We start from the raw sequence: 25,348 nt of genomic DNA on the forward strand, positions 1-25,348 counted from the left end.
CCCCCCCCCCCCCGCCCGCGGGGCCCCCCCCGGGCCGGGGGGGCCCCCACGATGGCGTGCACGCCGCCGCGCGGCAGCCGCAGGCTCAGGTGGTCGAGGGCCAGTTTGCCCTTGTAGGACAGGCACAGGCCTTCGGTATGGATCACGTAATCGTTCATCGCGGGCTCCTCAGGCGACCTGGCGCGGCAGGCAGTCGGCCAGCTCGGCCGCGACCCGGTCCAGCACCTCGGGGCCGCTGTAGCCGAGGCCGATCACATCGGCGGTAAAGCGGCCGACGGCGTCGTCCAGGCGGCGCGCGCGCTCGGCGTCGGACAGCAGCTGGCGCGGCGGCAGCACGAACAGGCCGAGGCCGGCGCGCGACTCGACCCAGCCTTCGGCCGCCAGCTCGCCGTAGGCCTTGGCCACCGTGTTCGGATTGATCGACAGCTGCTGGGCCAGGCCGCGTACGCTGGGCAGGACGGCGCCGACGGGCAGTTCGCCGGTGGCGATCAGGCGCCGCACGCCGTCGACGATCTGGCGGTTGATCGGGCGGGCATCGCCGGTGGCGATGCTTAACATCAAAGGGGCGCGGCGGCTCATGCTGTCTCCTATCTGTACTATTACGGGTAGTACAGTAGCACTCGCTTGCCAGGCAGTCAATACACCCTGCATGCCCCAGTGAAGCTTGCCATCATTGAAATGTTGCCAACTTGTTTTCCTGTGTCATTCCTGCCATTGACAGGCTTCCAAGGCCTGCCAAACTGCAAATTGCCTGGGCTTAACTGTTATACTGACGCCCCCGCGGAGCAGGTCTGGCCGCGCAAGAAGACTGGTATTCCACACGATGATCGACCACCTTGGCGGCGCGGTTCTGGCCGCAGACTCCTTTACGACAGCGCAGGAAGACGATCCGCTGCAGGCCCACTTTCATGAAGGCGTGGCCCCCGACGAGATCGAGCAGGTGTTCCACCTCAAGCGCGCACAGCCGATGCTGTCGGCGTTCACGGCGCTGTTCCACGGCACCCAGGACGGCGTCATGGTGCGCCTGCTGGTGCTGCGCGAGCTGGCCGGGGATACCGCCAGCTCGGCCTTCTCGCGCGCGGACATCAACCAGAAGCTGGCCTACCTGATCCCGGAAAGCCTGGAGACGGTGCTGAACCGCCTGCGCACCCATGGCCTGCTGGCCTGGGACGCCCCGGCAGCGGTGTACCGCATCACCCCGCTGGCGCGCAACGTGCTGTCCGCCCTCGATACGCTGCTGGCCCTGGGCAAGCCCGAGGACGACGACGCCGAGATGGGCTTCCTGCTGTCGCAGGTGGCCGGCGCCCAGGCCGTGGGCGGGGTCACGGTGGACCAGCTCAAGCACCTGCTGGGCCGCCTGGTGGAACTGACCGAGGAATTCCGCGACGCGATCGCTTCCGGTTCCGAATTCCGCCTTCGCACCTCGCAGGCCAAGTGGCACATGGCCTGCGACTGGGTGGAGAAGGGCTCGGCCATCCTGCGCGCCATCACCACCGACGAGCGCGCCGACTCCGCCACCCATAAAGCGGCCCAGGCCATCGGCCGCGCCCAGTCGGCGCTGCTGAACATGCAGGGCATGTTCTCGCGCGCCCTGAACCAGATCGAGCGCCAGCGCGTGCACCTGGGCCAGTCCGGCCTGTCGACCACCGACGTCAAGCGCTGGCTGCTGGCCCACGACGACCTGGCCAGCCTGGCCGAAGGCGCGATCGACCGCCCGGTGGTGCCGCTGTTCACCACCCCGGCCGAGATGATCGACGTGGCCGAGACCGAGCTGCTGGCCGAGCGCGTCACCTCGACCGGCCCGAAAGGCCTGCCGAGCGGCCAGGATGCGCCCACCACGATCAACGACAACCCGGCCGGTCAGCTGGAGCTGAACGACTGGATCAACAAGCTGGCCGACTTCGCCAACCTGGGCAACTTCCCCGAGTTTTCCGAGAGCGGCCCGAAGAAAGTCCAGCTGCACGAGTCGCTGCTGCCGGCCAGTTTCGCCGTGGCGTCCTACCGCGCCTCGCTGCTGCCGCTGCTGGGCGACGCCGCCGAGGCCAGCCTGCAGGGCCCGACCGCCGAACTGGCGCGCCTGCCGCTGAACTTCGAACCGGTGGACGAGATGATCCCGCTGGATGACCCGGAAGTGGCCGCCATGTCGGTCGCCACCCTCTCCTTGAATTCTTCCGAAAGCAGTACGCCCAATGAATGACGATGCACAAATCCTGATCGCGCGCCTGCTGACGCACCAGACCCTGCGCCGCGACGACAAGATGGTCAAGCGCGCCCTGTCGGACGAGCAGTTCCGCATCGAGGTCGACAAGCGCCTGCTGGAATCGGGCCTGAAGCTGCTCGACAACGTGTACGCCGACCACGTGACCATCGCCCTGCACCGCAACGTCGAGCCGAAGATCTTCGGCGCCAAGGACATCTGGCAGAACAACAACTTCGGCCTGACCCGCGACGGCGTGGCCCTGCTGGTGGTGCTGTGGGCACAGATCATCCTGCCCAAGCGCGAGCGCCAGGAAACCCACACCACGGTGGACGACGACCAGACCGACATGTTCGACAAGGAAGCGCCGATCCCGCGCGCCGAGGACACCTCGATCGGCATCTCCTACACCGCGCTGCTGTCGGACTTCGGCGACAAGCTGGGCAAGAAGACGCGCATGGACATGAACCTGGGCGTGCTGGCCAAGCTGGGCTTCATCGAGCGCCGCGGCGACGTGATCCTGGAAGGCCCGCTGCTGGACCTCCTGATGGACACCGACGTGCTCAAGGAGCGCATCATCAACGGCGCGCTGGCCGAGGTGTTCAAGCGCGCCCCGCTGGCCGCCGCCCCGCGCCGTGCGCCGGTCGACGCCGAAGCGGCCAACGATCCGGTCGTCGAGAACCCTCCGGCCGACGAAGCAGCAACCGATACCCCGAATTGAGATAGCCGATGTTCCACATTAAATCACTCGAACTGGTCCACTGGGATTACTGGCAGCGGATCAAGAACATCCCGCTGGACGCCAAGATCATCACCATCGCGGGCCAGAACGGCTCGGGCAAGACCACTTTGCTGGATGCGCTGCGCACCCTGTTCGGCCTGGACTGCTCGATGGGGCGCACCTACAAGCACTATGCGCGCCACTCGGGCCAGCAAAGCGCCTGGATCCGCGCCGTGGTCGACAACGCGACGGTCGGCCGCCAGCTGTCGAACCGTCCGTTCCGCCATTCGGGCTTCTTCTCGGACGACGAGGTGACGCTGTTCTGCCAGGTGCAGAAGAACGGCGGCGACTGGAAGCGCCAGTACCTGATGCGCCCGGGTAACGTCGAGATCGAGGAAGTCACCGAAGCCACCGACTGGCTCGGCGTGGAAAACTATCGCAAGCGCCTGGCCTCGGCCGGCCTGTCGCCGGCCATGTCGAAAGTGCTGGCGCTGGAGCAGGGCGAGACCGACAAGCTGTGCGAATACGCGCCGCGCCAGTTGCTCGACCTGGTGTTCCAGGTCTTCGGCGACAAGGAAGTGCTGGACGCCTACGACGAAGCCAAGCGCCACCAGCGCGACACCGAGACGGAACTGAAGCGCTTCGAGGCCGAGCTGGAAACCTCGCGCATCAACCTGGAAGGCCTGCGCCTGCGCGTCGCCAACTACCACCAGTGGGAAGACCTGCACAAGGAAAAGCGCGACCTGAAGGAAGAAGTGCTGCCGGCGCTGGAATACCACGAGGCGCGCGAGAAGGCCGCGACCATGAGCCGCAACCTGCGCGAGGCACGCAAGCCGCTGGTCCAGGCCGACAGCATGCTGACCGAGAAGCGCAACCAGCTCGCGGCCCAGCAGCGCGCCCTGACCGAGGCCCAGAAGCTGGAAACCCAGCTGGAGCAGGAAGGCACCGAGCTGGCGAGCCGCCTGAACCAGGTCAACGCCCGCCTCAAGCCGATGGAAAGCGTGCTGGAACAGCGCGACCGCCTGCAGAAGCTGGCGGCGGACGCCGGCGCCGACATTGCGGAAGTCGCCAAGCAGCTCGAAGAAAAGGAAGCGGAACTGGCGCGCCAGAAGGGTAAGCGCGACGCCATCTCGGCCAAGATCGCCGGCGAAATGGCGACCATCTCGGCCCTGCAGGGCAAGAGCGCGATGCCGGAACCGGAAGCCCAGCGCCTGATGCGCCGCGCCCTGCGCGACGAAGGCATCGCCCACGCCATGCTCTCGGATATCGTCGAAGTGACCGATCCGAAGTGGCAGGGCGCCGTCGAGGGCGTGCTGGGCGGCTACGCCTCGGTGGTGCTGCTCGAGAAAGCCAAGGATGCCCCGGCGGCTTACCGCCTGGCGGAGAAGGAACGCTATCGCCACTTCATCGTGCCGGACTGCGTCGAGGCGCCGGTCGTGAAGGACGACAGCCTGCTGTCGGTGGTGAACTTCTCCAGCAAGGCGCCGGGCTGGCTGATCGACCAGCTGGCGCGCATCGAGCGCGTGGATTCGGTGGACGAAGGCTTCAAGACCCGCGCCGAGGAATGGATCACGCCGGACGCCTACCACCGCGAACGCCGCGGCGGCCGCTCGCTGTTCGTCGAGCCCTCGCGCTACCGTTTCGGCGCGGCGGGCAAGACCCAGCGCCTGGAAGCGATCCAGAAACTGCTGCCGAACCTGGAAGCGCAGGAAGACGCGCTGACCCTGGCCATCTCCAAGCTGGCCGCGGAAGTGGGCGGCCTGAAGGCGCGCCTGGCGGGGGTGGACGCGGCCAAGGAACTGACCGCGCGCCAGGCCGAGTTCGAGGAAGCCGCGCGCTCGGTGGCGCCGCTGCGCACCGAGCGCCTGGAAGTGGGCGCGCGCCTGGGCGAGCTGCAAACCCTGAGCAAGAACGCGACGGTAGCGCGCACCCGCGCCGACACCGTGTGGCAGAACGCGCGCATGGCGCTGTCGGAAGCGGAAGCGGGCATGCGCCTGAACCACCGCCGCCAGCTGGAACAACGCACCGAGCACGCCAAGGCGCTGCTGGACATGCGCCGCAGCTGGCGCCACGTGCCGGCCAACTGGAAGAACGCCAACTGGCGCGGCGACCTGGTGGCCAAGCACCAGAATGCGCACCAGGTCAACCTGCGCCTGCAGTCGCTGGAACACGCGCTGGCGCGCGACGACTGGGAACTCGATCCGACCGTGATCGACCAGTACCAGCGCCTGAACGACCAGCTGCAGAACCGCCAGACCGAGACCGAAGAGCGCCGCTACCAGAACAACCGCGCGATCGAGGCCACGAGCAATGCGCGCGGGGCCTACATCGAGCGCCTGCGCTACACGATCAAGACCTATACCAAGAACATCAAGGAACTGGGCGAACTGGCCGGCATCGACGTGCAGGCCGACCCGGTGCGCCTGGAGAACGACGACGTCCAGCTGGCCCAGGCCGGACTGCACGTGCGCTTCAAGTTCGACGGCAAGGACCAGATCGGCATGAACGACGGCGAGGCATCGGGCGGCCAGCAGGTGATGAAGTCGCTGGTGCTCCTGATCGGCTTGCTGAAGTCGGAGGAAGGCTCGGGCGGCTTCGTGTTCATCGACGAACCGTTTGCGCACCTGGATATCCGCAACATCCAGCTGGTGGGCGAGTTCCTGAAGAATACCGATGCGCAGTACCTGATGACCACGCCGCTGACACATAACACGGACGTCTACGATCCTTCGGAGCTGACGCTCATTACGAGCAAGAAGAAGAAGGATGTGCAGTGGGCGCAGCCGATCTTCGTGCTGCAGCGGAGGAAAGAGGCGGCGAAGGCTGCTTGATGCAGGAGGGACCCGTGAGGGTCCCTTTTTTATGTTCGTGGCGTGCTGAGAAACTTGGGTTCCGGCGAAGGCCGGAACCCAAGTTTGCAAGAACAGTGTGAACTTACACCATATCGATCTCTTTGCGCATCTTCCGGCGCCAGCGCAGCAGCCCCGCCGAATAGCACCCAAAATACCCCGCGGTGAGCCCCACGCAAAGCATGGTCAGCGGCGAATCCGTCAAGCGCTCCGGCGTCACCCCCTTGCCCTGGTTCGAATAGATCTCGACACCAATGTAGAGAATCCGCGCCACGAAGATCATGGCCATCACAATCCCAAGACGCGCATTCGGCGTGAAATAGTAGCCTTGCGGCGTATCCTCGAAGCGCGAGAGCTTGAGTCCCCATACCCCATAGCCAATCCCGCCCGCCGCCCCCACCAGCAGCGCCGCCAAGTTGTATGGATTGCCCAGCAACTGCGCCGCCGGCACCAGGATCATCGCCCCGAACACCAGGATGCCGGTGTAATGGCGCGACACGATCGAGCGCTGGCGCGCCATGCGGTCCTTGATGCGGCGGTAGATGCGCCAGACGAGCAGGGGCGTCAGGACGAGCAGGGCCAGGGTGGTGATCGTGAGTTCCATGGTGCTTCGAAGAAGTGCGTTGATGAGGAATCCGGCATTGTAAGGCAAGCGCCGGGCCGGGGCCCATCATGGTAAGGTGATCTTTCCCCTAGATTCGAGGAGATCCCGGCCATGTACACAGTTGTTCCCGTGCAAGCCCACCGCGCACCCGACCCGGTTCCGATCGAAGAACCGGCGCCCGAACCCTTCGATGCGCCGCATCCGCACCACCAGCCCGGCCACCATACCCCGCAAAACGAAGAGCCGATACCCGATCACAAACCGAGTATCCTGCACTAATCGAAGGCCCAGGAATACAGGATATCCAGGGCGGTATTGGTGCCGGTTTGGAACTGCAGGGTAATGCGCGGATTGAGCTTGTAGCGCAGGCGCACCAGGCTCGTGGCCGTGGTCGCGCCCTGCTCGAAGCTCAGGTAGGCGCGCGAGGAAATGCGTTTGCCCACCGTCACCACCGTTCCTTCCAGGCCATTCGCCTGGCCATTGGCCTGCTTCAGGCCCAGCTCGTCCACGTTGAGCGAATTCTTCAGCTTCGAGGTAATCCCGCCGCTGCCGCCCTTGCCGCCGAGCAGGGCGCCGGCCGCGGCGGCCAGCACGTCCTTCTCGTTGCCGCTGGTGCCCTCCATGCCGTGGCCCAGCACCAGCCAGGACAGCTTTTCGCTGTCCGGCACGTTCGGCGTCGACACCAGCCGCGCCTGCGGCGCCTGGGCGGTGCCGCGCACCTGGACGCCGGCTTCCACATTGGTCTCGGACAGCTGCTCGCCCTCGGGGCGCTTGCGCACCGCCAGGATGTCGAGCGCCGGGTTGTCGTAGGCGCCGCTGAAGGTGATCACGGCGCGCTCGATCGCCAGGCGCTGGCCGTAGGCGGCATAGGTGCCGTCCACGGCGCGGATGGTGCCGTTCACGCGAGGCGGGCGCGCGCCGGTCTTGCGCACCCGCGCATTGCCGGCGAGGGTGGCGTCGATGCCCATGCCGCGCAGGCGGAACTCGTCGCCCAGGTCGACCCGCAGGTCGACCGCGAGCGGCATCTCCTTTTCTTCGTTGGACGGCACGATCCTGGTGCCGCGGCCCAGCACGATCACGTCGTCGGACATGGTCGGGCGGCCTTGCGGCGCCAGTTCGATCAGGGCGCGGTCGGCCTTGAAGCGTCCTTCGAGTTCGAAGCGGCTGGCGTCGCGCACCAGCGAGGCCTGGCCGCTCACCACCACCGTACGGTCGGGGCGCGACAGGGCTTCCAGCTTGTCCGCCGTCAGGCGCAGGTCGGCGGCCGCCAGGCCGCTCGAGAAGCGCAGGAAGCCTTCGGCCGAGGCACTGCCCTGGCGGCCCTGGAAGGCCAGGCGCTGCAGCTCCAGGCGGTCGCCCGCGAGCTGGGCGCGCAGCTGGCCGTTCTGCAGGCGTACGCCTTGCTCGGCCCAGCGCACCGCCAGGTTGTCGCCGCTGACATTGCCGTTCAGGCTGGGCGTGCCGATGGTGCCGCCGCCCGTCAGGGCCAGGCGCAGCGCGCCGTCCAGTTCCAGTCCCGGCTGCCCCGCCAGCGGCGCCAGCCAGGCGATCGAGGCCATGTCGGCATTGGCCGACATGCGCAGCGGGCTGTCGCGGTCCAGGCGGCCGCGCAGCAGCTGCGCGTTGGCTTCGACATTGGCCTTGCCGGTGCGGGCGCCATCCAGGTCGAGACGCACGCGCAGCTTGCTGCCGACCACGTTGGCGCTGGCCTCGAACTGGCGCAGGCCGAGCGGTACCGGCGTGTCGCCACCCACGATGGCGTCGCCGCGTTCGCGGAACACGCGCACATTGCCGTCCAGCGCGGGCGCGCCGCCGGCCACGGCCGGAGCGCGCAGGTCGAGCGCCCATTGGGCGCCCAGGGTCAGGTCGCCGCGTGCGTTCTCGCGCAGCGCCGGCGAGAACTGGGCCAGCCAGGTGAGCGGCACGTTGTCGGCGTGGCCGCGGCTGGTCCAGCGCGGGCCGTTCTTGGTAAGAAGGTCGACCGTGACGCTGCCCGAGGGGAGCTTGATCACGGCGCCATTGAAGGCGATGCGTTCCGGCTTGGCCAGGCCCATGATGCCGGAGCCGGGCGCGCCGCCGATGCGCAGGGGCACCGGCGCAGCCAGGTTCATGGCGTAGCGGCCGCGGTTCTGCAGGGCCGCCAGGGTGCCGTTCCAGGTGTCGCCGGCCAGGGCGCCGCGCACCTCGGTGTTGGCGTCGAAGGTTTCGCCGCGCGCCGCCAGGCGAACGGTATGGGCGCCGCGCGTGCCTTCCGACTTCAGGCTCAGCACCGCCACCCGCGTTTCACCGCTCGCATAGTCCAGGACTTGCACGTCGGTGACGAAAGGATCGCGTGCGCCGCGGCCCGAACCCAGGTTGGCGCTGGCGCGCAGCGAGCGCACCGTGTGCTTGCCGAGCAGCTTGAGGTTCTCGCCGTTCAGGCTGGCGTTCAGCGAAGGCGTGTCCATGGTGCCGGAGACCGTGCCCGCGCCGCGCAGCGCGCCGCCGTAGTCGGGGCCGAGGGCGGCCAGCTGGGGCGCGTCGACACGCCAGTCGAGGCGGTCGCTCCCTGCGCCGAAGCTGCCCGTCGCCGCCACGATATTAGGGCCGACATGCAGGTCGACGTCGGCGTTCGATACATGGCGCCGGTCGGCGGCCAGCTTCGCATGGCCCCAGAAGGGCGACTTGGCCAGGGTCGAGTCCTGCACGCGCAGGTCGAGCGCGCCGCGCCAGTCCTTGCCGGCGCGGCCGCTGGCGTCGAATACGGCGTTGATGTCGCCCGCCAGCGGCGAGCCGAAGGCGGCCGGGTTGAAGCGCTGGGCCGTGCCGCTGGCCTTGACCTCGACCGCCTTGGCGCCTTCCGGCCCGGCCAGCCAAGCCTCGCCGGTGGCGCGCAGGCTGCCCGCATTGTTCTGGCGCTGCTTCGCCACCCAGCCCAGGCCCTGGGCGTTCACTTCGAAAGTGGTACGCGGCGCCGCCATGGTGCCGGTGGCGACGCCGCTGGCCGTCACCGCGCCATACAGGTCGCTGCGCACGGCGGCCAGTTCGCGGCCGTCGACGCGCCATTGCAGGCGGTCGCCCTTGCCGCCGAAGGCGCCGTTCAGGGCGACCGTGTTCCGGCCCAGGGCCAGGTCGGCGTCGATGCCGCTGATGCGTTTGGCGTCGGCGTGCAGCTTGCCGCTGCCGGCGAGCGGCTGGCCGAACAGGCGGCTGCGGCGCACGGCGAAGTCGGCGTCCACGCGCCAGGCGGGCGCCAGGGCGCCGGCCGCGTTGATGCTGGCGTTGATGTCGGCTTCCGGATAGTCGCCCAGCGCGGACGGATCGAAGCGGCTGGCGTTCAGCACGCCCTTGAAAGCCTTGTTGCCGGTCAGGTCCAGGTTGCCGCTGGCATCGATGCTGCCGGCGCCGGCCGCCAGGCGCGCCTCGCGCAGGGTCAGCACATTGTTCTCCAGGGTCGCCAGGGCCGCCAGGCGCATGCCCTTGTCGGCCAGGTTGGCTTGCAGGGTCTGGCGCGTCGCCTCGTTGGTCACCTGGATGCCGCCGCGGATCGCGGTCGGCTTCATGCTGCCGTGGATGCCCTTCAGGTCGAAGCGGTCGGTATGCAGGGTGAAGCGGGCCGTGCCCAGGCCTTTCTCGTCCTTCCCGCGCTCCACGCCGCCCACGCCGGTGAAGCGGCCGGCGGCGCCGAAGTCCATCAGCACGTCGGATACCTGCAGCGCATCCAGGCTGCCGCCCAGCTGCCCGCGCATGGCGCGCAGCGGCAGGCGTTGCTGGTCGATGGTGCCGGCCGGGCCGTCATTGGTGAGATTCACGCTGCCGCCGATTGTATATTGTCCATTGCGCTTGTCGTCCAGCCGGCCGTTCACGGCCAGGGTCAGGTCGGCGGTCGGCAGGGCCGGGTTGAAGAAACCCGGATCGATGTTGCGGGCGTTGATGCGCACGGCGCGCAAGGGGATGGGTGCGAAGGGCGACAGCTCCAGGCGGCCGTCGCCGACGGCGCGCCCGGCCTGGCCGCTGGCGTCCACCAGCGTGGTATTCAGGTCGCCGCCGACCTTGAGCTTGAGCTGGGCGGCCCGTGCCCCGGCTAGTGCCTCCGATTGCGTCAGGCTGGCGGCGCCATCGAGCTTGAACGGACGCTGCGAGCCGATACTGGCGTTGGCCGCCACCAGGCCCCAGGGCGTGGATGCGCTGGCGTCGCGCAGCACCCAGCTCTGCTTGTCGCCCTTGAGCTTGAGGCGGATGTTGTCGATGCGGGTCTCGGCGCCCTGGTTCACGAAGGTCGCCTGGGCCAGGCGCGCGTCGTTGACGGCGATCGGGAAGGGCGGGGCGAGCGAAGCCGGCATCGTCGTGGGCTCGTCGCTTTCCTTCAAGGTCTCCATGCGCAGGCTGGCGGCGTGCAGGCTGTCGACCAGCACGCCGCTGGAGACGATCTGGCGCGGCGACCATTGCAGGTCGATCTTGTTGGCGATTACCAGCTGCTCGTCGGTGCGCCACACCATGCGCTCGATGTGCATGGCGCCGTACAGCGAGCCGGACACGCCGCTCAGGGTCAGCTTGCCGCCGCTGGCCTTGGCCACGCGCTGGGCGATCATCTGCAGGGTGGTCTCGCGTCCGAGGTACCACAGCGCGCCGCCGACCAGCACGCCGGTGATGGCGACGCCGATCGCCACGCGGCGCGGCCACTTGCGCTTGCGCGGCGCGGGAGCAGGAGCCTGGGCCTGGTCAGGAGGAGTGTCCTTGGTATCCATCAGAACGTGAACCCGAGTGAGAAGTGCAGACGCGCCTTGCGCAATGCGTGGCCATAGGCCAGGTCGACGTTGATCGGGCCGACCGGGCTGCGCCAGCGCGCGCCGACGCCGTAGCCCGACTTGGGCTTGAGGTCGCCGACCTTGTCGGCGGCGTTGCCGGCGTCGTAGAACACGGCCACGCCCCAGGGCGGGCGGAACCAGTACTGGTATTCGGCGCTGGCCGTGGCCAGGTATTTGCCGCCGACGATGGCGCCGTTCTCGCGCACGCCCAGCTCGCGGTAGCCGTAGCCGCGCACCGACTGGTCGCCGCCGGCGCGGAACAGGAAGACCGAGGGCACGCCCAGCTTTTCCTTGGCCGCCACCGCGCCGAACTCGCCGCGCAGCACCAGGGTGCCGCTTTCGCCCATGGGCTTGAACGCCTGGCCGCGCAGGTAGAGGCGCAGGAATTTTTCGTCGGTCAGGATCGGCAGCGCCGCGCCGCCCAGCTGGCCGCTGATCACATAGCCGTTGGTCGGCTGGATCAGGCTGTCGAGCTTGCGCTTGGTGATGGTGTAGGTGAGCGGTATGCTGCGCGTGCGGGTCTTGGGCTGTGGCGGCACCTGGCGTTCCTCGAACAGGGCTTCCAGGACCAGGCTGCGCTCCAGCAGCGGCGAGCCCCAGCTGCGGCGCGCCGCCACGGTGGCCGTGGTGGTGATCTCGCCGCGCACGTCGTTGCGCTCGATGCCGGCGCCGACACTGTCGTTGTAGCCCTTCGGCTTGGTGGGCCAGAAGAAGTCGACCCGCGCCGTCTGGCGCTTCTGCTCGTACAGCAGGTCGCTCTTCATGCGCTTGCCCAGCACGTTCAGGTCGTCGTAGCTGAGCTGGGCGCGGGCGCCGGTGTCGGTCGAGAAGCCGACGCCGACCTCGACGTTCTTGCGCTTGTTCTCGGTCACGCGCACCAGCACCGGCAGCACCGTGGGGCCGACCGGGGTCTGGGGGCTGGAGGCGCCGTCCTCGTCGCCGTCCTTGAGGTCTTCCAGCTCGGCGTTGAGCACGGCGCGCATGTCGGCGCTCACCTCGACGCTGCTGAAGTAGCCGGTGTCCTGCAGGCGCGACTGCAAGGCCTGCAGCGCGGCTTCGCTGTATTCGTCGCCCGGCTTGATCTGGTTCAGGTTGGTGATGACGTTGCGCGGATAACGCTTCAGGCCGCGGATGCGCAGCTCGCCGAAGCGCATCTCGGGACCGCTGTCGATCACCACGCGCAGCAGGGCGCGGCGCTCGTCCGGATCGACGGTGGCGCTGGTCTCGACCAGCTGGGCGCGCGGGAAGCGGGTCTGCGCCACCGCGCGCAGCAGGTCGCGCTTGGCGCCCTCCCAGTCGCCCTGGACGAAGCGCGCGCCCACCGGCAGGCTCCAGCGCTGGCGCAGGGCGTTCGCATCGAAAGGCGCCGCGCCCTTGTCGAAGGGGACGAAGCCGCGCAGCACCAGGTCGACGTCGCCCACCAGCACCGGCTCGCCCGGATCGACGATCACGCGCGCCACCGGGCGGCCGCCGCTGGTGTCGAGCCCGGCCGAGACCTTGGGCGAGTAATAGCCTTCGGTGGCGATCAGGGTCTTGACCTGCTCGGGCGCTTCCTTGACCAGGCGCTGCAGCTGCTCCAGGTCCACGCGCGCATTCCCGCGCCAGCGCACCAGGTCCAGGTTGTCTTCCAGCAGCTCTTCGAGCTGACGCGGCGCGTCGATGCGCACCGTGTAATCGATCCCCTGCGCCGCTGCGGCCGACGCGCATAATAGAGCGCCGACGCCGAGCACTAAGCGGGGCGCCGGGCATGGGCGGATGATCGATCTTTCGGGAAACATATTCCTCCAATGTGAATGCTTCTGCAATCTTAATGGATTGGCAAAATTGATGGCGAACGCTAAACGGTGCAGTGCGCCTGCCGGAGCACACGGTACGCCCGTTTTGTGCCAGAATTCCTGGTTTTCCGCGCCCGTTCGGGCTACTTTCTCCAGAGATCGATCATGCTTTCCCAAGACACCGCACTCGTCCTGTTCAGCGGCGGCCAGGACTCCACCACCTGCCTCGCCTGGGCCCTGCAACGCTATGCCCGCGTGGAAACGATCGGCTTCGACTATGGCCAGCGCCATGCGATCGAACTGGAGGTGCGCCCCGACCTGCTCACCAAGATGCGCGCCCTGGACCCGGCATGGGATGCGCGCCTGGGCGAGGACCACATGATCGACCTGTCCTTGATCTCGAAGATCTCGGACACCGCGCTCACCAGCAACGTGGCGATCGCGATGCAGGAAAACGGCTTGCCGAACACCTTCGTCCCTGGCCGCAACCTTCTGTTCATGACGGTGGCCGCCACGGTCGCCTACCGCCGCGGCCTGAACGTGCTGGTGGGCGGCATGTGCGAGACCGATTTCTCGGGCTATCCGGACTGCCGCGACGACACCATGAAGGCGCTGCAGGTGGCCCTGAACCTGGGCATGGCCACGCGCCTGAAGGTCGAGACGCCGCTGATGTGGATCGACAAGGCCCAGACCTGGGAGCTGGCCGAGCAGGAAGGCGGCGAAGCCCTGGTCGACCTGGTCCGCTTCGATACCCACACCTGCTACCTGGGCGAGCGCGGCGCCGCGCACGACTGGGGCCACGGCTGCGGCGCCTGCCCGGCCTGCGAACTGCGCGCGCGCGGCTACGCCCAGTACAAGGCGCGCAAAGCAGCCTGACACGGGGCCGCCCGATGCGCCTGGCCATCCTCACCGACCTGCACGCCAATCGCGAGGCGGTCGAGGCCTGCCTGGCGCACGCCCAGCGCCAGCGCGCCGACCAGTATGCCTTCCTGGGCGACCTGGTGGGCTACGGGGCCAATCCCGGCTGGGTGGTCGATACCGTGATGGACTACGTCGCGCGGGGCGCGCTGGCGATCCAGGGCAACCACGACTACGCCGCCACCCACAGCGAACGCCCCGGCATGCATCCGGAAGCGCTGCACGTGCTGGAATGGACGCGCGCCCAGCTCTCTCCCGAACAGGCCGGCTTCCTGGCCGGCCTGCCGCTGATGCAGCAGCATGGCCACGCGCTGTTCGTGCACGCCAGCGCCTGGCAGCCTGAAAAATGGGAATACGTGACCGGTTCCGCCCAGGCGATGCGCAGCCTGGGCGCGACGTCCTGCCGCCTGGTGTTCTCGGGCCACGTGCACGTGCCGGCCCTGTACCGGCTGGCCGACGACGGCCGCCTCGGCACCCTGGTGCCGGAAGCCGGCAGCTGCATCGCGCTGGATCCCCGCTACCGCTATCTGGCGATCGTCGGGGCCGCGGGGCAGCCGCGCGACGCCAACAATGCCGCCTGCTACGCCATCTACGACGACAGTACGCGCGAGCTGTGCTTCTTCCGGGTGCCCTACGACCACGGCGCGGCCGCGCGCCGCGTGATCGCGGCCGGCTTGCCGCTGGTGTTCGCGATGCGGCTGATCGAAGGTATCTAGCAGTAGCGCCGGACCAGCTCCGGCACCGCATCGCGCTCCACCGGAGGGCTGAACAGGAAGCCCTGGTATTCGTCGCAGGCCATGCCGCGCAGGATCGCCAGCTGCCCGGCCGTCTCCACGCCCTCGGCCACCACCTTGAGCTTGAGGCCGCGCGCCAGGTTGACGATCGACAGGGCGATGGCCGCGCTGTCGCCGTCGCGGTCGAGGTCGCGCACGAAGGCGCGGTCCACCTTCAGGCGCGCCACCGGGAAGCGCTTCAGGTAGGCCAGGCTCGAATAGCCGGTGCCGAAGTCGTCGATCGACAGCTCCACGCCCAGGGCGCGGATCTCGTGCATCAGCACGTCCACTTCTTCCTCGCGGCTCATGAGGGCGGTCTCGGTGATCTCCAGCTCCAGGCAGCCGCCGCCGACGCCGTACTCGGCGATGCAGCGGCGGATCGTGTCCAGCAGGGTTTTCTGGTACAGCTGGCGCGGCGACAGGTTCACCGCCACCTTCACCGGGCGTCCCAGCTGCGTGGCCCAGTCGCGCATCCGGCGGCAGGTTTCCTCCAGCGCCCAGGCGCCGATCGGGATGATCAGGCCGGTGCGCTCGGCGATCGGGATGAACTGGGCCGGCGACACCTCGCCCAGTTCGGCGCTGTTCCAGCGCATCAGGGCCTCGAAGCCGACGATCCGTTCGCCGTCGATGGTGACCTTGGGCTGAAACACCAGGCGCAGTTCGCGCCGCTCCAGCGCGCGCCGCAAATGCGCTTCCACGGTCAGGCGCTGGTCCAGGCTGCTGTGCATGCTGGCCGAGAAGAAGTGCACCGCCTCGCCGACCTCCACGCCATGGCCGCTGCAGGCGTTCTGGGCGGCGCGGTACAGTTCGTCGGCGCTGTGGCCGTCCTGGGGGAACATGGCCACGCCCAGCACCGGCTCCAGGTAGAAGTCGCGTCCGTCGAGGGAGAAGGGCGCGGACAGCAGGTCGTGCACCTGCATGGCGAAGCGCTCCACCGCGCCGCGGCTGGCGGCGGCGTCGAGCAGGAAGGCGAATTCGGCGCCGCGAATCCGGGCCACTATACCCGCAACCGCGCCGGCTTCGCCGCAGGCCGCGCGCAGCTGGTCGCCGATGCGGCGCAGCGCGCGGTCGCCGGCGTCGCGTCCCAGCAGGTCGACGATCTCGTGCAGGCGCTGGAACACCAGCACCATGGCGGCCAGGCTGCGTTCGCCCGTGGCCGCGGCGGGCAGGCGCGTCTCGAGCAGGCGCCAGAACTGGCTCTGGTTCGGCAGTCCGGTGAGCACGTCGAATTCGGCCAGGTAGGCCAGGCGCGCCTCGGCCCGTTCGCGCTCGGTGATGTCGGTCAGGACCGTGACCAGCTGCGCGTCGCCCCCTTCGCCAGTGAGGCGGGCGGTGAGCTCGATCACGGTGCGCGCTTCGCCGCCGCCGTCGCGCATGGTGCTGATCGACTCGGCGCTGCTGCCTTGTTCCAGCACCGCCTGGTAGCGCCGTTCGCGCTGCGCGTCCTCGCCGAGCACGGCGCGCTCCTCCATCTCCATCAGGTCTTCCGGGCGCCGTCCGACCAGGCGCCCGAAGGCTTCATTGGCCAGCACGATGCGGCGAGCGCTGTCCAGCACCCAGATCGGGGCGCCGACCGCGTTGATCAGGGAGGCCAGGTAATCGAAGCGGCGCGCCAGCCGCGATTCGCTGGCCGACAGCAGTTCGATCAGGCGGAACTGGCGGCGGGTGTCGCTGCCCACGCGCCAGGCCAGTACCGACAGCACGGCGGACAGCAGCAGGTAGAAGGCCAGCGCCGTCCACAGGCGGCCGTACCAGGATTCGAGCGCGGCCTCGCGGTTCAGGCCCGTGATGATCACCAGCGGGAAGCCTTCCACCGTATCGTAGCCGTACAGGCGGGGGATGCCGTCGAGCGGGCTGAGCGTCTCGATGCTGCCGCGCGGCGCCTGCGGCAAATAGCTCTTGAACAGCGGCGTATCCAGGAAGGAGCGGCCTATCCCTTCCGGAAAGCTCGGGCCCCGGATCAGCATGGTGCCGTCGCGGTGGAACAGGGTGACCGAGCCGCCCGGCCCCAGGTCGATCAGGCGGTAGATCCGTTCGAAGTGGGCGGAGTCCACCTGCGCCACCACGGTGCCGATGTGGCGGCTGGCGTTGTCGAACACATGGCGCGTGAAGTTGATGACCCCGCGGCCGCTCATGCGGTCGACCGCGTGGATGGCGATTTGCGGACTCGGTCCGCCCGGCGGCGGGGCGCTGAGCGCGGGCAGGGCGCGGGCGGCGCTGTGGTCCGCGCGCGAGCTGGCCAGCAGCTTGCCGGAGGCGTCGAAAGCGGCGATGCGCAGCAGGTAGGCATGGGCCGGGCCAGCGCTTTCCTCGGCCAGCAGGGGCGCCAGCGCAGCCGGGTCGCCGCGCCGCACGGCGCTCGCGGCGCGCTGCAGCGCGCTGTCGACGGCTTGCGCGACGCCGGTGGTCTGGGCGGCGAAGATGATGGCGATGTTGCGCAGGTTGGTCTTCTGGTCGCGCAGCGTGTCCTCGTAGCTGGCGTACAGCATCGAGGCCGTGACCATGCCCAGCGCGGCGATGAGCCCGGAGGCGATGATGACCAGCCTGGCCATCGGATAGGGGCGGGTTCGTGATCGTGCTGGATGGTCCGGTGTGTGCATGCCTGTCCGCCGAGTGGTCGATCGACCGGTGTGTCGATTTTACATCGGCGCTTGCTTTGGAGGCACGCGGGATGCCTGGCGGCAGGGGGCGAAAAAAACGGCCGGGATGAACCCGGCCGTGAAGGAGGAGGTAAGCGAGGAAATCGGTGAAGCGATCAGTAAGTCGGTCAGGCGGCGACAGGCTTGGCCAGGCGCGCCTTGCGCGAGCGGCTGGCCAGGTACCAGACCAGGGCGACCGGCAGCAGCAGGGGCAGCAGCAGCGGCGAGATCAGGACCGCCAGCGAGACCGCGCCCAGGCCCAGCGCGCCCAGCAGGATCACGCCGACGCCGGCGAACACCACTGCCAGCACTACGCCGACCACCGTCATCACCAGCAGGCCGAGGAGGGTGCCGCCGCCCGCCAGCAGCATGCCGAGCAGCGCGCCGAAAGGACCGTCGAATTCTTCGCCATCGAGATGGAAGTGCATGCCGGTGTCGAACATGTCCCACAGCAGTACGGCAAACAGGGCGATCAGGATATACGGGGCATACTTTTTCATGGCGGTCCTCTTGAGGTTAGGGCATCGCAGCGGTTTCGGACAGTGCGCTTTGCATGGTTCTACTGTAGGCCCGGGCGCCGCGGCGAACCATCGGTATGCGACAAAATGCATTTTTTGCGGGGCGAGCGGCCAGCCCGCGCGACAGGCCGAGCAGGCGCCGATTTTTCCTTGTAATGCGCAGATTGTTTCCTATACTGACAGCCTGCTCTGTGACAGGGGGATCCTATGTACGCTGAGTTTCATGGAATCCGGGACCACCTGGCTGAACCGCATCCGGTGCTGGCCAACAGCGGTCCCAAAGGCCCGCCATCGGCGCCGCCTACGATACCGCCGATCATCATCAATCCCTTCAATCGGCACACACCGCCACCGGCCGTCGATCCGCGCCCGGTGCCGCCGGGCCCGCCGCTGCGCCCGCCGCGGGGGCCGGACTGGCGTTGCCCGCGCGTTGCACACTAGTTAATATTGTCCGCACGAAAAGGTAGCGAAGCGGGCTAGCTAAGCGGGCTTCTTCATGTGCCCGGTTTCCTCTATGATCTCTGCTTTGGGCTGCGGCCCGCGGAAGGAAACCGAAACATGAACGACGACATCCACGATCACCAATCCGACGACGACGCGCCGGTCCAGGAAGCCCGCCTGTGGCAGGGCAATGGCTGGACCGCGCGCGTCATCAAGAACGAAGACGACGAGGGCTGGGCCGTGGCGATGTACAAGGACGGCGAGCCGGAGCCGGCCCTGGTCGGGCCCTGGACCATGGGGCGCGACAAGAAGAACCCCAAGCCGCTCGATGTGAACGCATTCAACACCCTGATCAAGACGGCCTCGGAAGTCATCCGCCGCCACGAACAGCACCTGCACGCGATCCTGCACAAGAGCACCGTGGTCTCGACCGAACAGGGCGAGCTCAAGGTGACCTTGGACATCGTGCCGGACGACGACGATCCCTACGGCATGCTCGCGGCCACCGACGAGATGGGCGAGCAGGTGGCGAAGGTGCGCGTGCCGGCCAGCTTCAAGCTGACGCCCTCCTCGGCCGAGGCCTGGATCGAGAGCGGCTTCCGCGCCCCGCGCGCATGACTCAATAAATAAGTAAGCAATCCGCCACATCGGCCACGCCGGACCTCCTCCGGCGCGGTGCAAGCTGGTACTATTTCCCCTGGGAATCAACTATTACATGGGGAAGCAATGGAACGTCTTGACCGGCTGGAAGCGGTCCAGTCGATGCTGCTCGAGATCGGGCAACTGTCGACCAGCTGCAGCGACATCGTCGAATTCATCGCCGCGGTGCACCGCGCGCTGGGCCGCATCATGTATGCGGCCAACTTCTACGTGGCCTTGTCGGATCAGGAAGACGGTTCGGTGCGCTTCGTCTATTTCGTCGACGAAGAGGACGAGACGCCGGACGCCTTCGAGCGCATCACCCTGGCCGCGCCCGACGAGTCGCCCACCGCCTGGGTGCTGGTCAACCGCCAGCGCCTGATGATCACGGCCGACGACTTCGCGGCTGCCGAGGCCAAGGGCATCAAGTGGGGACAGGGCAGCGCCGCCGAGCACTGGATGGGTGCGCCCTTGCTGGACCAGCACCACCAGGCGCTGGGCGCCATGGTGATCCAGAGCTACACCGAGGGCATCCGCTACAGCGAGGAAGACCAGGCGCTGTTCACCCAGATCGCCAACCATGTGTCGAACGCCCTCCAGGGCCTGCAGAGCATGGACCGGCTGGAGCGCGCGGTGCAGGAGCGCACCACCGCGCTTGCCGTCGAAGTGGCCGAGCGCCGCCGCGCCGAGCAGGTGCAGCACGCGCTGTACCAGATCGCCAACCTGTCGGCCCAGGCGCTCGACACCGAAATCCTGAGCGCCAGCCTGCACCGCATCATCGGCGAGCTGATGGTGGCGGAAAATTTCCTGATCGGCCTGTATCACCCGGAGACCCAGGAAATCAGCATTCCCTATTTCGTCGACCAGAAGGACGACGAGGCGCCGCTCAAGCGCTTCCCCTTCGGCAAGGCGATGTGTTCCTATGTACTGTCGAGCAAGCAGGCCCAGCTGCACGACACCGGCAGTTTCCGCCGCCTGGTGGCGAGCGGCCTGGTCAAGGAACCGCTGGGCAATACCGACATCGCCAGCTGGATGGGCGCGCCGATGCTGGTCCACGAGCAGCCCTACGGCGTGCTGGTGGTGCAGAGCTACGACCCGTCCATCGTCTATACGAAAGCCGACCTCGACCTGCTGGCCTTCATGGCCAGCCACGTGGCGGTGGCGATCGCGCGCATGCAGGCCGACCGCGCGATCCGCAAGGCCAAGGAGCGCCTGGAAGAGCAGAACGCTGTCCTGGTCGAGGCCCAGGCCGAGCTGGTGCGCCAGGAAAAGCTGGCCTCGCTGGGCCGCCTGGTGGCGGGCGTGGCGCACGAGATCAACACGCCGCTGGGCATCTGCGTGACGGCGACCAGCCACCTGGTGCAGGAGCTCAAGCTCACGCGCGAGGAGCTGGCGGCGGGCGAGATGACCGAGGACAGCCTGAACGCCTTCCTCGACATCGTCGACCAGTCGCTGCGCATCATGACCACCAACACCCAGCGCGCGGCGGCCCTGGTGCGCAGCTTCAAGCAGGTGGCGGTGGACCAGTCCTCGGACGACATCCGCAGCTTCAACCTGAACACCTACCTGAACGAAGTGCTGCTGTCGCTGCAGCCCAAGCTCAAGGGACGGCCGGTCAAGGTCGAGCTGGACTGCCCGAAGGACCTGGTGCTGGACAGCTTCCCGGGCGCGGTGTCGCAGATCCTCACCAACATGGTGGTCAATTCGCTGGTGCACGGCTTCGAGCGCGAGCAGGCGGGAACGATTGCGATCCGCGCGGTGGTGGAGGACGACATGGTGGCCTTCGACTACGCGGACGACGGGATGGGGATGGACCAGGACACGCTGGACAAGCTGTTCGATCCCTTCTTCACCACCAAGCGCGGCGCGGGCGGCAGCGGGCTGGGGGCGCATATTTTGTACAACCTGGTGACGGGGGCGCTCGGTGGCACCGTGCGTGTGGAGAGCGCGCCGGGGAAGGGCTTGCAGTACCACCTGAAGTTCCCGCGTTCGCAGCGCAAGGAAAAGGCTGCGGCCTAAACGTCAGCCCGCTCCTTGTAAACGTCATCCCGGCGAAGGCCGGGACCCAAGTCCGTAGCGCAGCCACTTAGTCAAACGCAGTGGGTCTGCGGGCAAACTTGGGTCCCGGCCTTCGCCGGGATGACGGTTTTGAAGCTGGTGGTGAAAGGTGACGCAGGCGGTTGATTAATCCGCGTCAGGCCAGTTCTTGTTGATCGCGATCGCCTTGTCCATGTTCTTGATGAGCAGGTCGACGTAATACGGATCGAGATGATGCCCCGCCACCTCGCGCAGGTGCTCGGTGACCTTCTCGGCCGGCCAGGCGTCCTTGTAGCAGCGCTTGTGGCTCAGCGCGTCGAACACATCGGCCACGGCCACGATGCGCGCGTACGGGTGGATGTCCGCGCCCTTCAGCCCCTGCGGATAGCCGGTTCCGTCGAATTTCTCGTGGTGCTGGTGCGCGATCACCGCCGCCGCCTTCAGGATCGGACGCGAGGAGCCGTCCAGGATCTGCAGGCCGACCGTCGGGTGCTGGCGCATGATTTCCCATTCTCCCTCGGTCAGGCGGCCCGGCTTGAGCAGCACCGCGTCCGGGGTCGCGATCTTGCCGACGTCGTGCATCGGCGCGGCGTGCATCAGCACCGCCGTCTCTTCGTCCGGCATGCCCGAGGCCTGGGCCAGCAGGTGGCAGACCTGGGACATGCGGCGCACGTGGTTGCCGGCTTCGTTCGAGCGCGATTCGACCACGTCGCCCAGGCGCAGGATCAGCTCGGCCTGGGTATCGGTGATTTCCTGGTTCAGCAGGATGTTGTCGAAGGCGATCGTCACGCCCGAGCAGAATACTTCGAGCAGCTGGGCGTCGATTTCGGAGATCTCTTCCACGCCCTTGAGCACCAGCAGCGACGCCTTGCCGCTGTTGTTCGGGAAGTAGCCGACATAGGTGTCGCCGTGCAGGCGCGAGATGCGGTTGTGGCGTGCGTCGTCGAGCTGGGCCACCAGTTCCGGGCCGATCTCGTCGCCGCCCAGGTCCCCGATCTGGGCCAGCACTTCGTACTGGCTCTCGCCCGTGATCACGCTGGCGCCCTTCAGGCGCAGCAGCATGCTCTGTTCAAGGCGCAGCAGCGCCACCACCTGCTGCAGCAGGCCGTTGGCGAAGTCTTTCAGGCTGCGCTGCTTGAACAGGTGGCTCGAGGCCGCGATCACGCGCTCCAGGCCTTCGCGGTAGCTGTGCTGCACGCGGCGCGCTTCCTCGACCTTCATGATGTCGCGGTAGGCGCGCAGGGCGGCGAAGGTGGTCGTGAACAGCTTGGTGCGATCGAGCTCGGTCTTTTCCTTGTAGTCGTTGATGTCGTAGTCGACGATCACGCGCTCTTCCGGCGCCTGGCCCGGCTGGCCGGTGCGCAGCACGATGCGGGTAAACTGGTTATCCAGCTCCTGGCGCATCCAGCGCGCCACTTCCAGGCCGCTGTCCTCGCGCTCCATCACCACGTCCAGGAACACCAGGGCAATGTCCTTCTCGCGCGCCAGCACCTGCTTCGCCTCTTCCCCGCTGTAGGCATGCACGAAGGACAACGCACGGCCGTCCAGGCGGAAGCGCGACAGGGTCAGCTTGGTGATGTCATGGATATCGGGTTCATCGTCGACCAACAACACTTTCCATGGTGCCAGCTTGGGCGCGGCGGAGGACAGGAAGGACATAAACGTGTTCCGATACCGTGATGATGGAGTTAACGGGGCGCGTGCCTGGGAAAAAGATAGCCGCGAGTCAAGTTGATTGTAGTATGGCTCATGATCATTAACAACAGGCAATATTAAAAGTGTTGGCGAAAGATGTCACATCCGGCATGCATACGAAATAACGGATTCAGCCGCGGCAGGAAAATGCGCCGTCGTAGTGCGCCTTGATGGCAGATGCTAGGCGCCGTAGCGTTTCTGGCAACGCTCGCACCAGAAGCTGCGGCGCTTGGTCTGACCCAGGTTCGCCTTGTGGAAAGGGATCTTGCACCGTGGGCAGGTGCGCTGGGCATGGGCCTGCCAGTGCTGCTTGAGCACGAACTGGCGTTTCCATTCCAGGAAGTCGAAGCTGTATTGACGCGCCTCGTCGACCAGCTGGCGCAGCTTGGCCGGCGCCAGGGCGCCGATGGTGGAGAGGGGATGCAGGCGGATGCGGAACAAGACTTCGTTCTTGATGATGTTGCCCACGCCGGAAAAGATGTCCTGGTCGAGCAGGGCGTCGCAGGCCAGCAGTCCGGGCTGGGCGCGCAGCTTCTTGCGCGCCTTCTTCGGGTCCCACTGGTCGGACATCACGTCCGCGCTGAAATCGTAGGCGGCGTAGGTGTCGCGGTCGATCTCCTTGACCGAGCAGGCATAGAAGTTCAGCTCGCCGCCGTCGCCGGTCGCCAGCGACAGGCGCGCCTGCTTGTCGCGCCGCTCGTCGATGCGGTAGGTGCCGAACAGGAGGAAGTGGATGCGCAAGACCATGGCCGGCGTCTCGATCAGGAGATGCTTGCCCCAGGTGTGGATGGCCAGGATGGGCTGGCCCACCAGGCGCGCCTTGTCGATGGCCCAGGTGTTGCCCTCGGCGCGCACGATCTCCTGCCCGACGAAGCGCGCGGTTTGTTCTTTCAGCAAGTAAAGCGATGGACCTTCCGGCACGGCTGACCTCCCTTGTGCCATCGTATCCGGGCGCGGGAAAATGCCGTGTTCGGAGCCTAACATTTCGATACAAAACTCCGACGAAGACAGACAAGCACAGCCAGGTAAAGGGGCGTATATTTAGTCGTAACATGATCGACACGATCAGTTTCTCAATGAGGTAAATACCATGGATACCCTGATTCGCAACCTGGCCCTGGCGGGCCTGCTCGCGCTGAGTGCGGGCGCCGCATCGGCAGGGGTCACGGTGAAGTACATCGAGCCGGACAAGTTTTCCGACCTGCCGTTCGCGCCCTGGGAGCGCGAGGAAGTGCTGAAGGACCTGAGCGAGCATTTCACCGAGCTGGGCAAGGCCTTGCCGCCCGGCCAGGACCTGCTCCTGGAAGTGACCGACATCGACATGGCCGGCCGCGAGTACCCGAGCTCGCGCGCCGCGCGCGACCTGCGCATCCTGCGCGGCATGGCCGACTGGCCGGTCGTCAAGCTGCGCTACACCCTGAGCGAGAACGGCCAGGTGCTGAAGACGGGCGACGCCAAGATCGCGGACATGAACTACCTGCAGCGCATCAACCGGTGGTCGGACGGCGACCGCCTGCGCTACGAAAAGCGCATGATCGACGAATGGTTCGCCAAGAACATCGCGCCGAAGCGGCGCGGCTGAAGACCGCCGCATCAAAAACAACGGCGCCCCGCGGGGCGCCGTTTTTCATGGAGCGTCCTTGCTCGTCTTTCACTCGCCTTTTTTGACCGCCGTGCGCTTGGGACGCGCCGCTTCAGTGACCGTATAGTCGGCCGGCACCGCGAACAGGCTGGCCGCCGGCTCCTCGCGCTTCAGCTCTTCCAGGCGATACACCATCTCGCCGCTGCGCGGATCGCTGCGCTTGTGGTAGACCAGCATCTGCAGGTCGGGCGAGGTCCAGGTCTCGCTCGAGACCGTGATCGGATTGCGGTTGCCGATCTCGCCGGCCGGGATCTCGTAGCTGCGCTGCTGGCCTTGCGCCTTCACGCCCGAGAAATCGCGCGTACCCAGGTCGCGGCTGGCGGCCTTGGCCGACCACCTGGCGTCGCCGATCGCGCCGGCGATGATCGGACCCAGCTGCACCGACATCTCGCGCGTGGCGCGGGCGGCCTCAAGGCCGGGCTGGGCGATGCGGATGCGCACGTCCTTGTGCTCGCCGTCGCGCTCCACTTCCTTGACGATGAAGCGTCCGCCTTCAGGCAGCTTGCCTTCCTTGCGCAGCTGTTCGATGCGCTCGCGCGCCCGCTCGCCCGCGATCCGGGCGTGCTCGCCCGAGGCGCGGGCCTGGGCGGCGGCGGCGCGCGCCTGCTCCGCCGCGGCGCGGGCGATGTCGCCCGGCGCGCCGACCTTGGTCGCGGTCTTGTTCTTGGGGCGCAGGATGTAGCGCACGCCCTCGACCGGATCGTGGATGGTCACGACGCGCACCTCGCCATTGTCGTCGCGCACTTCGGTGCGGGTGCGGCCGGCGCTGTCGCGGTAATTCATGGTGCTGTTCTTGCGCACGATCTGGTTGCCGTCGGCCAGCTGCTGGACACGCTCGGACACCGCCAGCGCGCTGTAAGGTGCGTTCTTGACCACCCGGCCGCCGTGCAGCGGCAGGATCGCGCCGTGCAGCATCGGCATGGTGTCGAGCACGTGCAGGTCTTCCATGCCGTCCAGGCGGGTGACGATGCGGCGCTCCACGCGCTCCGCGCGCTCGCCGCGTTCGGCATTGGCAGCCTGGTCGAGTTCGGCCTCGCCCATGCCGGCGGCCAGGGCGGGAGCGAACGCGCAGGCCAGCAGTGCTGCAATCAGGATCTTCTTGGTCATCATGGC

Annotated in this window: 18 protein-coding genes; 9 read left to right on the plus strand and 9 right to left on the minus strand. The window is 67.5% G+C overall.

The genetic code is table 11. The features are described 5' to 3' along the window. Window positions 1-168: 168 nt before the first annotated feature. Window positions 169-579, minus strand: coding sequence for a GntR family transcriptional regulator (locus tag J8847_RS11745; RefSeq protein ID WP_211524893.1), 411 nt, complete (start codon window positions 577-579; stop codon window positions 169-171). A 244-nt stretch (window positions 580-823) separates the two neighbouring features. On the opposite strand from J8847_RS11745, the gene J8847_RS11750 reads away from it, so the two are divergent. The 3 genes from J8847_RS11750 to J8847_RS11760 are packed head-to-tail and all read left to right on the plus strand — an operon-like array spanning window position 824 to window position 5,749. Beyond that, window positions 824-2,197, plus strand: a complete 1,374-nt coding sequence (locus tag J8847_RS11750; RefSeq protein WP_211524894.1) for a hypothetical protein — start codon at window positions 824-826, stop codon at window positions 2,195-2,197. Next, on the plus strand, window positions 2,190-2,918 hold the full coding sequence (locus tag J8847_RS11755) for a hypothetical protein (RefSeq protein WP_211524895.1): 729 nt from the start codon (window positions 2,190-2,192) through the stop codon (window positions 2,916-2,918). The genes J8847_RS11750 and J8847_RS11755 overlap by 8 nt, the downstream gene beginning before the upstream one ends. Window positions 2,919-2,926: 8 nt before the next feature. Next, window positions 2,927-5,749: an ATP-binding protein gene (locus J8847_RS11760; RefSeq protein WP_211524896.1), complete on the plus strand. Its 2,823-nt coding sequence runs from the start codon at window positions 2,927-2,929 to the stop codon at window positions 5,747-5,749. 103 nt (window positions 5,750-5,852) lie between these two features. On the opposite strand, the gene J8847_RS11765 is transcribed toward J8847_RS11760, so the two are convergent. Then, entirely contained in the window at window positions 5,853-6,371 is a 519-nt protein-coding gene (locus tag J8847_RS11765; protein WP_211524897.1) for a hypothetical protein, read from the minus strand. A gap of 111 nt (window positions 6,372-6,482) precedes the next feature. Between J8847_RS11765 and J8847_RS11770 the strand changes: the two genes are divergently transcribed. Further along, entirely contained in the window at window positions 6,483-6,650 is a 168-nt protein-coding gene (locus tag J8847_RS11770) for a hypothetical protein (protein ID WP_211524898.1), read from the plus strand. Here the strand turns inward: J8847_RS11770 and J8847_RS11775 are convergent. Both J8847_RS11775 and J8847_RS11780 read right to left on the minus strand, forming a co-directional pair. Continuing rightward, complete coding sequence (locus tag J8847_RS11775; protein WP_211524899.1) at window positions 6,647-11,098, minus strand: translocation/assembly module TamB domain-containing protein; 4,452 nt, start codon at window positions 11,096-11,098, stop codon at window positions 6,647-6,649. The genes J8847_RS11770 and J8847_RS11775 overlap by 4 nt on opposite strands. Further along, window positions 11,098-12,936, minus strand: coding sequence for an autotransporter assembly complex family protein (locus tag J8847_RS11780; RefSeq protein WP_211524900.1), 1,839 nt, complete (start codon window positions 12,934-12,936; stop codon window positions 11,098-11,100). Before J8847_RS11780 ends, J8847_RS11775 begins: the two co-directional genes overlap by 1 nt. Before the next feature lie 162 nt (window positions 12,937-13,098). On the opposite strand from J8847_RS11780, the gene queC reads away from it, so the two are divergent. After that, window positions 13,099-13,809 carry a 7-cyano-7-deazaguanine synthase QueC gene (queC, locus tag J8847_RS11785; protein ID WP_211524901.1) on the plus strand — a complete coding sequence of 237 codons (711 nt, stop codon included), beginning with the start codon at window positions 13,099-13,101 and terminating at the stop codon, window positions 13,807-13,809. Window positions 13,810-13,823: 14 nt separating this feature from the next. Continuing rightward, window positions 13,824-14,567, plus strand: coding sequence for a metallophosphoesterase (locus J8847_RS11790; protein WP_211524902.1), 744 nt, complete (start codon window positions 13,824-13,826; stop codon window positions 14,565-14,567). Here the strand turns inward: J8847_RS11790 and J8847_RS11795 are convergent. Beyond that, entirely contained in the window at window positions 14,564-17,224 is a 2,661-nt protein-coding gene (locus tag J8847_RS11795) for an EAL domain-containing protein (RefSeq protein ID WP_211524903.1), read from the minus strand. The two genes, J8847_RS11790 and J8847_RS11795, sit on opposite strands and share 4 nt — an antisense overlap. A 167-nt stretch (window positions 17,225-17,391) precedes the next feature. Next, window positions 17,392-17,763 (minus strand): hypothetical protein, encoded by a 372-nt coding sequence (locus J8847_RS11800; protein WP_211524904.1) that lies wholly within the window; start codon window positions 17,761-17,763, stop codon window positions 17,392-17,394. A 576-nt stretch (window positions 17,764-18,339) separates the two neighbouring features. On the opposite strand from J8847_RS11800, the gene J8847_RS11805 reads away from it, so the two are divergent. Together J8847_RS11805 and J8847_RS11810 are read left to right on the plus strand one after the other, a co-directional pair. Further along, the gene (locus tag J8847_RS11805; RefSeq protein WP_211524905.1) at window positions 18,340-18,840 is read left to right on the plus strand and encodes a hypothetical protein; all 501 of its coding nucleotides are present in this window, start codon (window positions 18,340-18,342) and stop codon (window positions 18,838-18,840) included. Window positions 18,841-18,948: 108 nt separating this feature from the next. Beyond that, window positions 18,949-20,880: a GAF domain-containing sensor histidine kinase gene (locus J8847_RS11810; RefSeq protein WP_211524906.1), complete on the plus strand. Its 1,932-nt coding sequence runs from the start codon at window positions 18,949-18,951 to the stop codon at window positions 20,878-20,880. Window positions 20,881-21,045: 165 nt separating this feature from the next. On the opposite strand, the gene J8847_RS11815 is transcribed toward J8847_RS11810, so the two are convergent. Continuing rightward, window positions 21,046-22,557, minus strand: a complete 1,512-nt coding sequence (locus tag J8847_RS11815) for a DUF3369 domain-containing protein (RefSeq protein ID WP_211524907.1) — start codon at window positions 22,555-22,557, stop codon at window positions 21,046-21,048. A gap of 216 nt (window positions 22,558-22,773) precedes the next feature. Next, window positions 22,774-23,535, minus strand: coding sequence for a DNA-formamidopyrimidine glycosylase family protein (locus J8847_RS11820; RefSeq protein WP_229512745.1), 762 nt, complete (start codon window positions 23,533-23,535; stop codon window positions 22,774-22,776). Between the two features lie 148 nt (window positions 23,536-23,683). Between J8847_RS11820 and J8847_RS11825 the strand changes: the two genes are divergently transcribed. Beyond that, entirely contained in the window at window positions 23,684-24,175 is a 492-nt protein-coding gene (locus J8847_RS11825; protein WP_211524909.1) for a DUF3016 domain-containing protein, read from the plus strand. Between the two features lie 69 nt (window positions 24,176-24,244). Here J8847_RS11825 and J8847_RS11830 read toward each other — a convergent pair whose 3' ends face one another. Next, window positions 24,245-25,345 (minus strand): hypothetical protein, encoded by a 1,101-nt coding sequence (locus J8847_RS11830; protein WP_229429705.1) that lies wholly within the window; start codon window positions 25,343-25,345, stop codon window positions 24,245-24,247. Window positions 25,346-25,348 lie beyond the last annotated feature (3 nt).

The organism is Massilia sp. AB1, assembly GCF_018119385.1.
Taxonomy (GTDB): Bacteria; Pseudomonadota; Gammaproteobacteria; order Burkholderiales; family Burkholderiaceae_D; genus Telluria.

Bases quoted from the DNA above. Each gene is read 5' to 3' on its own strand.
- J8847_RS11745 (WP_211524893.1), bottom strand. From the start codon at position 579: ATGAGCCGCCGCGCCCCTTTGATGTTAAGCATCGCCACCGGCGATGCC.
- J8847_RS11750 (WP_211524894.1), top strand. From the start codon at position 824: ATGATCGACCACCTTGGCGGCGCGGTTCTGGCCGCAGACTCCTTTACG.
- J8847_RS11755 (WP_211524895.1), top strand. From the start codon at position 2,190: ATGAATGACGATGCACAAATCCTGATCGCGCGCCTGCTGACGCACCAG.
- J8847_RS11760 (WP_211524896.1), top strand. From the start codon at position 2,927: ATGTTCCACATTAAATCACTCGAACTGGTCCACTGGGATTACTGGCAG.
- J8847_RS11765 (WP_211524897.1), bottom strand. From the start codon at position 6,371: ATGGAACTCACGATCACCACCCTGGCCCTGCTCGTCCTGACGCCCCTG.
- J8847_RS11770 (WP_211524898.1), top strand. From the start codon at position 6,483: ATGTACACAGTTGTTCCCGTGCAAGCCCACCGCGCACCCGACCCGGTT.
- J8847_RS11775 (WP_211524899.1), bottom strand. From the start codon at position 11,098: ATGGATACCAAGGACACTCCTCCTGACCAGGCCCAGGCTCCTGCTCCC.
- J8847_RS11780 (WP_211524900.1), bottom strand. From the start codon at position 12,936: ATGTTTCCCGAAAGATCGATCATCCGCCCATGCCCGGCGCCCCGCTTA.
- queC (WP_211524901.1), top strand. From the start codon at position 13,099: ATGCTTTCCCAAGACACCGCACTCGTCCTGTTCAGCGGCGGCCAGGAC.
- J8847_RS11790 (WP_211524902.1), top strand. From the start codon at position 13,824: ATGCGCCTGGCCATCCTCACCGACCTGCACGCCAATCGCGAGGCGGTC.
- J8847_RS11795 (WP_211524903.1), bottom strand. From the start codon at position 17,224: ATGCACACACCGGACCATCCAGCACGATCACGAACCCGCCCCTATCCG.
- J8847_RS11800 (WP_211524904.1), bottom strand. From the start codon at position 17,763: ATGAAAAAGTATGCCCCGTATATCCTGATCGCCCTGTTTGCCGTACTG.
- J8847_RS11805 (WP_211524905.1), top strand. From the start codon at position 18,340: ATGAACGACGACATCCACGATCACCAATCCGACGACGACGCGCCGGTC.
- J8847_RS11810 (WP_211524906.1), top strand. From the start codon at position 18,949: ATGGAACGTCTTGACCGGCTGGAAGCGGTCCAGTCGATGCTGCTCGAG.
- J8847_RS11815 (WP_211524907.1), bottom strand. From the start codon at position 22,557: ATGTCCTTCCTGTCCTCCGCCGCGCCCAAGCTGGCACCATGGAAAGTG.
- J8847_RS11820 (WP_229512745.1), bottom strand. From the start codon at position 23,535: ATGGCACAAGGGAGGTCAGCCGTGCCGGAAGGTCCATCGCTTTACTTG.
- J8847_RS11825 (WP_211524909.1), top strand. From the start codon at position 23,684: ATGGATACCCTGATTCGCAACCTGGCCCTGGCGGGCCTGCTCGCGCTG.
- J8847_RS11830 (WP_229429705.1), bottom strand. From the start codon at position 25,345: ATGATGACCAAGAAGATCCTGATTGCAGCACTGCTGGCCTGCGCGTTC.